This window comes from Gimesia sp., assembly GCF_048260065.1.
Classification (GTDB): domain Bacteria; phylum Planctomycetota; class Planctomycetia; order Planctomycetales; family Planctomycetaceae; genus Gimesia.
This window is the reverse complement of record NZ_JBLXHC010000002.1, coordinates 240878-253028: the sequence shown is the minus strand read 5'-3', so window position 1 is coordinate 253028 and position 12151 is coordinate 240878. Positions and strand designations below refer to the sequence as shown.

The 12151-nt window shown below is 51.4% G+C and carries 9 protein-coding genes; 3 read left to right on the top strand and 6 right to left on the bottom strand.

The window, feature by feature from the left end:
* The first annotated feature begins 175 nt into the window (after positions 1-175).
* Positions 176-2167: an ATP-dependent zinc metalloprotease FtsH gene (ftsH, locus tag ACN0YN_RS04120; protein WP_417383718.1), complete on the top strand. Its 1992-nt coding sequence runs from the start codon at positions 176-178 to the stop codon at positions 2165-2167.
* 66 nt (positions 2168-2233) lie between these two features.
* Entirely contained in the window at positions 2234-3490 is a 1257-nt protein-coding gene (locus tag ACN0YN_RS04115) for a DEAD/DEAH box helicase (protein ID WP_417383717.1), read from the top strand.
* A 6-nt stretch (positions 3491-3496) separates the two neighbouring features.
* On the opposite strand, the gene ACN0YN_RS04110 is transcribed toward ACN0YN_RS04115, so the two are convergent.
* The 4 genes from ACN0YN_RS04110 to ACN0YN_RS04095 all read right to left on the bottom strand — a co-directional run bounded on the left by ACN0YN_RS04110 (position 3497) and on the right by ACN0YN_RS04095 (position 7941).
* Positions 3497-4375, bottom strand: coding sequence for an alpha/beta fold hydrolase (locus tag ACN0YN_RS04110; protein WP_417383716.1), 879 nt, complete (start codon positions 4373-4375; stop codon positions 3497-3499).
* Positions 4376-4465: 90 nt separating this feature from the next.
* On the bottom strand, positions 4466-5656 hold the full coding sequence (bioF, locus tag ACN0YN_RS04105; RefSeq protein ID WP_417383715.1) for an 8-amino-7-oxononanoate synthase: 1191 nt from the start codon (positions 5654-5656) through the stop codon (positions 4466-4468).
* Positions 5657-5696: 40 nt separating this feature from the next.
* The gene (locus ACN0YN_RS04100) at positions 5697-6836 is read right to left on the bottom strand and encodes a M24 family metallopeptidase (RefSeq protein WP_417383714.1); all 1140 of its coding nucleotides are present in this window, start codon (positions 6834-6836) and stop codon (positions 5697-5699) included.
* A gap of 52 nt (positions 6837-6888) precedes the next feature.
* Positions 6889-7941 carry an FAD-dependent oxidoreductase gene (locus ACN0YN_RS04095; RefSeq protein WP_417383713.1) on the bottom strand — a complete coding sequence of 351 codons (1053 nt, stop codon included), beginning with the start codon at positions 7939-7941 and terminating at the stop codon, positions 6889-6891.
* 674 nt (positions 7942-8615) lie between these two features.
* On the opposite strand from ACN0YN_RS04095, the gene panB reads away from it, so the two are divergent.
* The gene (gene panB / locus ACN0YN_RS04090; RefSeq protein ID WP_417383712.1) at positions 8616-9431 is read left to right on the top strand and encodes a 3-methyl-2-oxobutanoate hydroxymethyltransferase; all 816 of its coding nucleotides are present in this window, start codon (positions 8616-8618) and stop codon (positions 9429-9431) included.
* Between the two features lie 23 nt (positions 9432-9454).
* Here the strand turns inward: panB and ACN0YN_RS04085 are convergent, their stop codons facing one another.
* Positions 9455-10216 (bottom strand): polyprenol monophosphomannose synthase, encoded by a 762-nt coding sequence (locus ACN0YN_RS04085; RefSeq protein ID WP_417383711.1) that lies wholly within the window; start codon positions 10214-10216, stop codon positions 9455-9457.
* Positions 10217-10254: 38 nt separating this feature from the next.
* Positions 10255-11610 carry a tetratricopeptide repeat protein gene (locus tag ACN0YN_RS04080; RefSeq protein ID WP_417383710.1) on the bottom strand — a complete coding sequence of 452 codons (1356 nt, stop codon included), beginning with the start codon at positions 11608-11610 and terminating at the stop codon, positions 10255-10257.
* Between the last annotated feature and the right edge of the window lie 541 nt (positions 11611-12151).

Here is a 12151-nt window from a genome sequence, read left to right as displayed (position 1 = left end):
GATTTTCCCATAGAATCAGCAACATGTTACTGAAACTCAGAAAGAAACATCTGTCACCTGTAATTTCCCAGTACAAAATTCCGCTAAGACGGCTGATGCGACGTGATTGTCACTCCATGAGAAATGCAGTTATCAGCAAACAGTAATAGATCTCAGTAAACGAACGGAACATCATATGGCCTCTCCTCCGGAGAACCCCCAGGCAACACCTCCCAAAGGCAAAGCTCCTCAGAAACAACCAGGCAAAGAAATTCAGAATACCCCATCGACCGGTCCCTGGCTGATTATCCTGCTCATACTGGTGATCGGCAGCCTGATGTTGATGAAAACCTCGCCCGAGAATACCGGTTCGAAGGTGGATTACAGTTTCTTTGTTTCAGAACTCAAACGGGGGAACGTTGATTCGGTTGATTTCCATGGTGATATCCTGACAGGTAAATGGAAAACCAGACCCGAGAATCCCGACAAAGAGAAAAAAGACGAAAAACTGGCCGAGGAATTCAATACCGTTCTGCCTTCACATCCGGTTGAAGATCGGAACCTGCTTCCCGAACTGGAAAAACAGGGAGTCACCTTCAAGGCAGAAAGCACCAACGTCGGCATTGGTGCCTACATCCTGCCCTGGTTAATCGGCCCACTGTTGATTATTGGGTTCTTCTGGTTCATGTTGCGACGATCTGCGGACCCCATGGGATCCGGCATGCTGGGTAATTTTACGAAAAGTCCGGCAAAGCGGTTTCGTCCCTCTGAAGAGCAGACCACCTTCGACGATGTGGCCGCCATGGAGCAGGCCAAAGCGGAACTGCAGGAAGTCGTGGAATTTCTGAAGACTCCTGCCAAGTTTCAGCGTCTGGGAGCACAGATCCCCAAAGGCGTGCTGCTGATGGGCTCTCCTGGAACAGGAAAAACACTACTGGCTCGCGCCACGGCAGGCGAAGCAGGGGTCCCATTTTACTCCATCAATGGTTCTGAATTCATTCAGATGTTTGTCGGCGTGGGTGCCAGTCGCGTCCGCGACCTGTTTCGTACGGCAAAAGAAAACGCCCCTTGTATCATTTTCGTCGATGAAATTGATGCCGTGGGACGAATCCGAGGTGCCGGCCTGGGTGGCGGTCATGACGAACGGGAACAAACCCTGAATCAGATGTTGAGCGAAATGGACGGCTTCCAGCAGAATGAAGCAGTCATCATCATCGCTGCCACCAACCGCCCTGATGTTCTGGACCCGGCCTTACTGCGTCCCGGACGCTTTGACCGACATATTACTGTAGACCGTCCCACAAAAGAGGGGCGGGCTGCCATTTTGAAAGTACACTCCCGGAAGATCCCACTTTCGGAAGACGTTGATTTACAGAAAATTGCCGCCGGTACGATTGGGTTCTCCGGTGCCGATCTGAAGAATCTTGTTAATGAAGCAGCATTGTCAGCCACCCGTTTAAACAAGGGGCAGGTCGATAATGAAGACTTTGATAATGCCCGGGATCGTGTCCTGATGGGACCGCCTCGCGAAGAGATCCTGAGCGAAAAAGAAAGGGAAATGACAGCCTATCACGAAGCCGGCCATGCATTGCTGGCCTGGTTATTGCCGGAAATTGATCCGGTACACAAAGTGACCGTAATTCCTCGAGGCAGAGCGCTGGGTGTGACTCAGCTTCTCCCCGATGAAGAACGATACAACATGGGAGAGAAGCAACTCCACTCCCAGCTAGCGTTCATGTTAGGCGGACGCGCTGCAGAAGGCCTCGTGTTTGGTGAACACACTGCCGGAGCAGCAGACGATATTAAACGTGCTACCCAGATCACACGAAAAATGGTGGGACAGTGGGGCATGAGTGATGTCATCGGGCCAGTGGCATTCCGCCACTCCGATGAAAACCCGTTCCTGGGGAAAGAGATGAAATCACAAGGTGAATGCAGCGAAGAAACTGCACACGTCATCGACCAGGAAATGCAGCGTTTCATGAATGCTGCGGAAGAGCGGGCCGTGAAAATATTAACAGAAAACAGGGAGAAACTTGATCTGCTGGCAAAAGCACTCGTTGAACAAGAGGCCATTGACAGTAATGACATCAAGCGTTTGATTGGGGTTTCGGTTCGAGAACAGGCAAGTCTCGACAAGTTAAATCAATCTGGTACGGACAGCGAAAGTGATCCGCAGCCAGAGTAATCACCCGATCAGGAATGCCTCATCGCAGAGCGAGTTTTCTCCTGCCTCAGCAGGAAAACACAGGATATGAATCCCAAAAAGAAAAAGAAGAAAAAAAAACCAGCTAAAACCAGTTTTTCACAATTAGGACTGAATGAAAAAATTCTGAAGGATCTGAGCAAGGCAGGATATGAAACCCCCAGCCCGATCCAGTCAGAACTGATTCCGATCGCAGTGACAGGGCAGGACTGTATCGGTCAGGCCCGCACGGGAACCGGGAAAACCGCTGCCTTTTCACTCCCGGTGCTCCAGCAAATCGATCTTCGACTGCCCGGAATGCAGGCTTTGATTCTGGCACCGACCCGGGAATTGAGCGAGCAGGTCGCCGCTGAAATGCGGAAACTATGCACTTCGAAATCGTTAAGCATCGCAGTACTGGTCGGAGGCAAACCGGTCCGCCCCCAGGAAAATCAACTGAAAAAAGGGGCTCAGATCGCCGTGGGAACGCCCGGCCGTGTGATCGATCATATTAACCGCGGCAACCTCAAACTGAATACACTGGGATTTGTCGTACTGGATGAAGCAGACCGGATGCTGGATATCGGCTTCCGCCCGGATATCGAAAAGATCCTGCGGAAATGTCCGGAAAAAAGACAGACACTGCTGCTGTCAGCGACCTTACCTCCCCCTGTTGAACGACTGGCAAATCGCTACATGCAGGATCCGGTGATGATCGACCTTTCTGAAGATAAAGTCAGCGTCGATGCCATCGATCAGTACTACATCACAGTCGATCCTGACCGCAAAATCAAACTGCTGTCTCGTCTGCTGTTCCAGGAACGACCGAAACAGACGATTGTCTTTACGCGTACGAAACGTGGTGCTGACAAACTGGATCGAATCTTCTCGAAAAAACTTAAAGATGTGGCCGCCATCCATGGAGATTTACCACAACCTAAACGCGACCGGGTTCTGAAAAAATTCCGCGAAGGAAAAATCAGACTGCTGATCGCTACCGATGTTATGGGCCGTGGAATTGATGTCAGTGGTATTTCCCACATCATCAATTTTGATATTCCGGAATTCAGCGATGACTATGTGCACCGCATTGGTCGCGTCGGTCGCCTGTCTTCTAACCAGAAAGGGGCTGCTTTCACATTCGTCGCTCCGGATGAAGGTGACCAGTTGACGAATATCGAGAACCGGATCAACCACATGGTGACTGAGTTTCGCGTTGACGGCTTTGAAGCTTATAAACCCCAGAAACCCCGCAAGCAAATCGAGAAAGTTTCTCACCTGGGCAGCACCGAGCACCTGATCAATCCAGACTTTGGTGACTTTTAAACCCGATCAGGCATGCTGCTCCAGGAAGGCTTGAATCCGGGGCAGCATGATTTCGTGTGCATCTTCAAACACGTAATGACCGGCATCGGGGATCCGCAATGTTTCCGCTGTCGGGAATCGACGTTCAAATTCGTCAAGGAAGTTGGTGGTAAAACACCAGTCCTTTTCGCCCCAGATCAATAGCATGGGATGTGCTGTGAACTGCTGCAGCCCCTCTTCAACATGCTGCAGCGACTGATAGCTGGGATGTGATGACTTCAACGGAATGTCTTTCACAAACTGGTGGACGGCGACGCGATGTTTCCAGGAATCGTAAGGCCCCAGAAAACCGGCTTTGACTTCCGCAGTCATCCGTTCGGGCTTCTCGACCGCCATTTTCACAGCAGCCCCGGAAAACAGGTTCAGACCACGCACTCCCCAGGCCCCCAGAAACGGGATTCGGCAGACGGCAATCCGCAGCGGAATCTCCTGGGAACGAAAAGCGGCCGTATTCATGAGCACAAACCGCTGAAACCGTTCTGGCAAATCAACGGCAGCCCCCATGCCGATGGCACCGCCCCAGTCATGCGCAAACAGCGTAATCTTCTGCAGGTCCAGTTCCTGAATGAGTGTTTTCAGATTTTCAATATGTGTCGCGAGTTGATAGGAATAATTCTGCGGCTTGTCAGACAACCCGCATCCCATGTGATCGACTGCGATCACACGGTACTTTTGAGAGAGCTGTTTCACCAGACGTCGCCAGGCGAAGCTCCAGGTTGGATTGCCGTGCACCATCAGCAGAACCGGGCCTGCGCCTTCATCCAGATAGTGATATTGATGACCGTCGATCTTCAACCAATGAGATTCAAACGGATATTCATTTTTAATTTGATCACGAAAATTCATAGGGGTACTTCAAACGTTGATGAGATCTGCCTGAACAGAAGCTGTGTCTTTTATTTCAGCGGGAGAGTAGAAAAACCTGATCTGCATACCTTATCGCGATTGCCCGTCTCTGGCGAGGGAATGGTCCAATGCTTTTAAAAACCGCTCCAGATCCTCGCGCTGATGGGCACTGGTAACCGAAATTCGCAGTCGCGAAGTTCCCTGGGGGACCGTGGGTGGCCGAATTGCTCCCACCAGAAAGCCAGCGGCCTGTAAATCTGCTGCAACTGCCATCGTTCTTTCAGGAGCTGCGAGAATGACAGGAATAACAGGCCCACGAGAAGCAGTGTCACCCAGCAGCGACCGTGCTGCCAGCTCCTGCCGCAGAAAATCCGCCTGCGTATGCAACTGCTGCCTGCGCTGCGGTTCTGCGTTGATAATATTGAGTGATTCGCAGGCCGCCGCACAGACTGCGGGGGGCAGTGCAGTCGAATAGATCTGTGTCCGTACCCGATTCCAGAGCCAGTCGATCAGGGAATCAGAGCCAGCCACAAATCCCCCCATGGCTCCCAGCGCTTTACTCAGCGTACCGATGCGAATGGTGACCCGCGATTCGACATTCAATTCTTCAGCCAGCCCGCGTCCCGATGCGCCCCAGACTCCCGTCCCGTGTGCTTCATCCACCACCAGAATCGCATGATACTGCTCCGCCAGTTCACAGAGTTGATCCAGAGGCGCCCAGGTGCCATCCATACTGAAGATGGAATCCGTCACAATGATGGTTTTTCCATCACCCGTTTTTTTATCCAGTTCCCGTTTCAGTTTATCCAGACGATCATGGCGATAGACGCGAAAGGCTGCCCCTGCGAGCCGGCATCCGTCAACCAGACTGGCATGATTCAGCCGATCGCAGAAGATCGTATCTCCCTCACCCGCGAGGGCAGATACGACTCCCAGATTCGCAGCATAACCGCTTGGAAACAGAATCGCTGTGTTCGTCCCCTCAAAATCAGCCAGCCGCTGTTCCAGTTGCGCATGCCATTCCGTACGACCGCTGACCAGGGCACTCGCACGGGCACCGACTCCCGTTTCCTCAAGAGCCAAGACCGCTGCTGAAATCAGACGTGGATCGTGTGCCAGGTTGAGATAGTCGTTGCTGGAAAGATTGATCAGTTCCCGACCTTCCAGCAGGCAACGTCCGTCCGGCAGCGGTTTGAAGGTACGTCGCGAACGCAACAAACCTGCTTTCCGTAGTTTCTGCAGGTCGTCTTCTATCCATTCCGAGAAATCAGAAGAGGACATAGTCACGGATACCTGATTTGAGATTGAATGCCCAGTCCAGTTACTTCAGCGCGATGACGTGATTACTCAATCGCTCAAAGCCGTCTTCCGTGATCAGATAGTTATGCTCGATTCGCATTCCACCAACCCCCTCCACGTACACACCGGGTTCCAGGGTCACCACATCTCCCGCCAGAAGCGTATCGATGCTTTCCGGAACCAGGATCGGCGCTTCCGGATGCCCCAGCCCCAGACCGTGACCGGCATGATGCTGGAAGTTTTCTTTATAGCCGGCATCCCAGAGAGGAGCGGCGGTCGCTGCATGCACGTCAGCACATTTAGTTCCCGCTTTGAGCGTCGATTCGCCTCCCTGCATGGCGGCCTGACAGAGACCGAACAGTTTTTTCTGTTCCGCACTCGGTTCGCCAACTGCGATCGTATTGGTGAAGTCACTGCGATATCCGTGGATCACCACAGAATAATCCAGAACGAACAGATCGCCATTCTCCAGAACATGGCCTGTAGGCAAGCCGCCCGCTTTGGGTACTGCAGGGGTAGAAGCACGGAAGTCGCCGTAAATGATCACGGGCAGACCAGCCGCCTGCAGCACCGCTGCCTGGACCTTACGAAAGATGTCGAATTCGCTTTTCCCCGCTTCGACGATCTCCCGGGCACAGGCATGACCGGCATCACAGGCCTGCATGCACTGTTTGAGCAAAGCAATTTCGTCGGCATGCTTCTGACGACGCAGCTGACGCAGAGTCGTCCCCAGTTCGAGAGTTGCATCGGTCTGAGTGATCTCCAGTTCCTGCAATGCTCCTACGGGCAGCCATTCCGCTTCAATCGCACCGGGGCGACCTTTCAGCTGAGGGACCACCGACTTCAAGGCTTTGAACAACGCATGATCGCGATTTTCAACTGAGTGCTTATGATCGTACCAGGTTTCAATCGCCTCGTGATCGACATAGAACTCGGCAGCAGAGGAACGGAGGGTGAAGTTATCACCAATCAACGTGACGCCCTTCTCACGATCCAGCAACAGCAAAGCCCGCTCGCCCCGTGAAAAGCTGCAGGGCTGCACCAGGAAGTTGGAAAGATACAGAACGTGACGGGGATCCGCGATCAGAATCCATTCGAGGTGATCGGGAACCGTTTCCCACAATCGTTTCTGTCGTGCCAGACAACCTTCTTGAGTCAGCATGCGTTATACGTCCTTTCAGACGGGAATCTATCAGTTAGTAATCAGAGTACGCTTATTCAAAACCTTTTTCGACCAGCCAGCGTTCGGCATCCAGAGCAGCCATACATCCGCTGCCCGCTGCCGTGATCGCCTGCTTGTAGTTGTCGTCGGCCACATCCCCCGCGGCAAACACACCTTCGACATTAGTGTTCGTTCGGAAGGGGATCTGCCATTGAATGAAGCCTTTGTCGTTCGTTTCGATCTGCCCTTTGAGGAAGTTCGTATTCGGTGTGTGACCAATAGCTGCGAAATAGCCGGCAGCTTCCAGATCCTCGGTCTGACTTTCATCAACCGTGCTGCGAATCCGAACTCCGGTGACACCTTTTTCGTCATCGCCCAGAACTTCCTCGACGACCGAGTTCCATTTCACTTCGATTTTTTCATTGGCCAGTGCCCGATCTGCCATAATTTTACTGGCACGGAATTCATCGCGACGATGGATGATATAAACCTTGGACGCAAATTTGGTCAGGTAATTTGCTTCTTCCATGGCACTGTCCCCTCCGCCCACTACCACCAGCGGATGATTGCGGAAACGGGGCATCGCTCCATCACAGACGGCACAGGCAGAAACTCCCATGTTCTTATAACGGTTTTCCGATTCGAGCCCCAGATAGTTCGCCCGGGCTCCGGTGGCAATGATGATCGAAAGTGCTTCAACCGTTTCACCATTCGCGCGTGTGACTTTGAAAGGATGCGCAGATAAATCGACATCAACCACATCATCGGTCACAACTTTGGTACCGAAATTCACCGCCTGCTGACGCATCAGTTCCATCAACTCGGGACCACTGACTCCATGCCCCAGGTGGGGAGCCATATACTGTCGCTTTGATTTATCGATGGAGCCATCGAGATAGGATTCCAGATTCCCGGCAGGAAACCCGGGATAATTCTCGACTTCAGTCGTTAAAGCCAACTGTCCCAGCGGGAGAGTCCCCTGCAGTCGATTTTCTTCCGAAATCGCTCCTTCAAAACAGAGGGGTTCCAGGTTGGCTCGAGATGTGTAAATGCAAGCTGCCCAACCAGCGGGTCCTGATCCGATCACGACGACTTTTTCTGGCACGTTAGGTGACCTCCTGATATGCATTCTCCCTGTTAGAAAACTACTGAAAGTTCTCCTGTCAGAGAAGTTGCGTGTGAATTGTAATTCTGAAACACAGCCAGCTTACGAACCGGAAGTGTGTCACAATCCTAATGAAGTACGCTCAGGAATTCCAGATGCCCGGAGGAAGGGTTTTTAAGCAGGACCAGAAAATGAGGGTTGAGATTGATTTCGAGAAGTGAGATGAAGGCATAAAAAAAAGGTGCTTCGAATCATTGAATGACTGAAGCACCTTTTCTGTGCTGAATGGAGCAAGTGCGGGCCAACGCTTGCCACCATCGCTGCCATGAGTATTATGCACAAGCCGTACCATTCAGAAAATTATCTTCAAAATTTTCCCTAAGCCTATAAATATTAGTCGATTACATTTTTCAGAGATATTTTGAATAGAATTGCCTCCACATCTAGGTGGTGCATAACGCAACAGTTGTTGCAGAATTAAACAGCGCAAAATGCAACACCCATTACCACGACGCTGATTTCAAAGAAAACCGGACCCGAGTATTGCGAATCAGGTCTGAGTTTTCATATTGTGAACCCTCCAACTAATGATGATGTCTACAATTACTTAAAGAGATGATTTCCCTTTACCCAGTCCAGATTCAGATTTGCTGAGCGTTTTTAAGGAGAGTTCCGTGTCAGATGCGTCCGCCGCACGGCCCCAGAAATTTACTGTTCCCCGGTTTCTTGCTGCAAAAGAGAAAAAACAGAAGATTACCATGCTGACAGCCTATGATTACCTGTCTGCAAAAATTCTGGATGAAGCCGGTCTGGACTGCCTGCTGGTAGGCGACACTTTAGGAATGGTCGTCCAGGGCAAGAGCACCACACTGCCCGTGACGGTAGATGAAATGATCTATCATGGGGAAATTGTGAGCCGTGCCGTTCAACGGGCGCTGATCATCGTTGACATGCCCTTTATGTCCTTTCATATCTCCCCGGCTCAGGCTTTGGAGAATGCCGGACGAATCCTGAAAGAGACCGGTGCAGACGCCGTCAAACTCGAAGGGGGCGTCAATCAGGTGAAGACGATCGAAGCCATTGCATCTGCAGATATCCCGGTGATGGCACATCTGGGTCTCAAACCACAGTCTGTCCGTGCGATTGGCAGTATGGGAAAAATTCAACGTGATGAAGATCAGCTGATCGCGGATGCGCTGGCTGTAGAGCGGGCCGGCGCTTTCGGAATTCTCCTGGAAATGATCACGGCTCCCATCGCCCGAAAGATTACAGAGACAGTGAATGTCCCCACTATCGGGATCGGATCAGGTCCAGGCTGCGACGGACAGGTACTGGTCACACCGGATATGCTGGGAATGAATGCCGACTTTCACCCCCGCTTCCTCAAGAAATACGCCAATTTCGCTGCAGAGATGAAAACCGCTGTGCAGGCATATGCCAGTGAAGTAAGAGAGGGCACATTCCCGGATGACTCCCACAGTCATTCCTGAGCTTTGTGTCGGTAGAACTCAGGTTACCGGGTAGAGTCAGTAGGCAGGGTACGCACGCGTTTTCCCAGACAGTTGTCAATTCCCAGCACCAGCATCACCCATAACGCAGAGAACGCTTCCCCCAGATTGATTTTGGAACTTCCAAACCGACGTTCTTCAAACGTGAAAGGGACTTCCTTAAACGTGCAGCCAACCCTGCGACAGCGATACAGGATCTCTTCCTGGAATGCATACCCCTTCGCACGTAACAGAGCAAAATCGATTTCAGCCAGTTTGGGAACCCGATAACAGCGAAAGCTGCCGCTACAGTCCCGGGATTTGAGCCTCAATAATAACCGGGCATACCAGTTGATGGCACCACTCATGAAATAGCGTTTCGGCCCCCAGCCCTCGATTTTGCCTCCCGGAACATAACGGGAACCAATGGCCACATCCGCTTCCCGGGTCGCTTCAACGAGATCCGGCATGAATCGCGGGGGATGGCTGAAGTCGGCATCCAGATTGAGCACCAGATCATAATGATTTTCGATGGCATACTGAAAACCGGCAATCGTCGCCGTTCCCAATCCCAGTTTTCCCGTGCGATGGATGGAATGAATGCGAGAATCAGTCTTTTTCAGTTCTTTAGCATAATCTCCCGTACCATCGGGTGAATTGTCATCAATCACCAGTATTGCAGCATACGGCAGATAGTTATGAATCTCTGGAATTAATAACTCCAGGTTTTCTCGTTCGTTGTAGGTACACAATGTCACTAGCAGTCGAGGATGTGCAGAATCAGTCATCGGAAAAATCAGGCCCAGTCGCTCAGGGATGGTTCAGATCATTTGGGTGGAATCAACAACGGTGCTTGTGGTTGACTTTTAGCAGGCTCTGGCAGAGGAATCAACGGCTCACCCGGTGCATCTGCCTTTTGAGGCAGGGGAGGCAGTGCTGAATCGTTGCCCGCAGGCTTCCTGACAGGGGTCTGAGGAGGGGGAGGCAAAGGTTTGGAAAGTGGCTGGGAACGCGCTGGTCCCAGAGGTTTCGCTGGTGAAAGCGGAGTCGGTTTTGATTCGAACGCAGGCGGACGGGTTTTAGCAGGATCAACAACGAAACCCTGCTGATTCCCGTTTTTCTGCTTTACGGCCTGCTGATCGACGGGTACCGGTTGGGGATTCAGGAACGCCAGAAAGTGATCACCACGACCGGCGAGTCGGGCAGCGGTCTCCATGACATCATGCGCCTCTTCGGTCTGACCGTTAAAATGCAGGACGACACCAAACACAAACAGCCGTTCAGGATCACGAATATCTCCTTTAACCCACTCTGCGACCTGATGCAGCATCGAATCTTTCGCAATCACATGATCTGCACCAAACAGTTCGTTCAGACTTTCTCCTGTGGAAGGCCAGGTGGGATCCAGTTCCAGTCCCTGCTTAAACTCAAATGCGGCGCGATCATAATCTCCCAGAGCGACGAGAGCGAATCCTTTTCTGAAATGTGGTGTCGACAGGTCTTTCGTCAGGGATGCAGCCAGTTTGTAGCGTTCGTATGCCCGGCGATAATCCAGTTTCTTAAAGTATTCATCCCCTTTTACCTGATTCCGCAGACTCAACTCGCGGGCATGCCGGGTCGAGGGAACAATATATTTCTGAATCTTACGTGATGGCTCAGGCAGGTAATTTTTATCGCTCCAGCGTTCCAGATCATTCTGGAGTGCATTATTAAGCGGGATATTTCTGGCAGCAGGAGGACCATTGACCTGTGGAGAAGAAGGCAAGGTCGGTAGAGTTCCCGGAACATTACTGTAAGGGTACACGGCAGGAGTCGACCAGCCTTGCCCCGGTAAAATTGGATAGAAACCGTTTAAGGAATAGCCACTGGAGAAAAGAACCGGACTTCCGGCAACAAATGCATCCGTGCTGTAATAACCAAAACGGTTATACATATAGGGTCCCCAGGGATTTCCATAATAGGAACTTCCCGGAAAGGAAAAGTTGAAACTTGTATTTCCGGAGAATCCACTCACAGACCAGCCGGGATTAGCCCACGTCCGTCCATAATAGCGAGGATAAGACGTACCATAATGGTGAGAATGGTGATGGTGCCCGTGTGCAGAATGATGCCTTTGAGCAGAAGCCTGCTCGGGAGATCCCACAAACAGAAAAACTGTGCTCACGATGAGAAGTGATCGCATTGGTACTCTCCTGTCTGGCCCAGTTCCTGATGAATAACGTCATTATGCAGGGACTGACAGGGAAATGCAAGAACTGTTCAATCGCTACAACAGAAAGCATTTCTCACCAGCCACACTGAAAATTAACGGAGAACACTTCGTCAGTATGACTGGCGAATCGGGTATATCTTCAGTTTTTTGCACAATTCCCATTTCGAGAGCAGTTGAAACAGCAGGTATGTTGAAAAGAAATCATGTGACCGTTTGAAACAGGCCTGACCGGTATAAATTAAACGACTTGCAGACAGTCTGGTGAAAGTTTATGGCCTCAAATTACGCGTGACCGGAGTTAGCGGTGGTGCAAACCATCCAACAAAATTAACTCCCGGGAACGGGTCGCTCCTCACATTAGGAACAGCCGCGAAGCTCCCATCTATATCACCCCGCGACATACAGCCTACCCAGACTTACATGTTTTCAGGCCCTTCAGCAGGCTGAGACAGATGCAAATCTCTCCCAGTTTAACCAACCGTTACGACGCATATAATCGTGAGGAAAAATG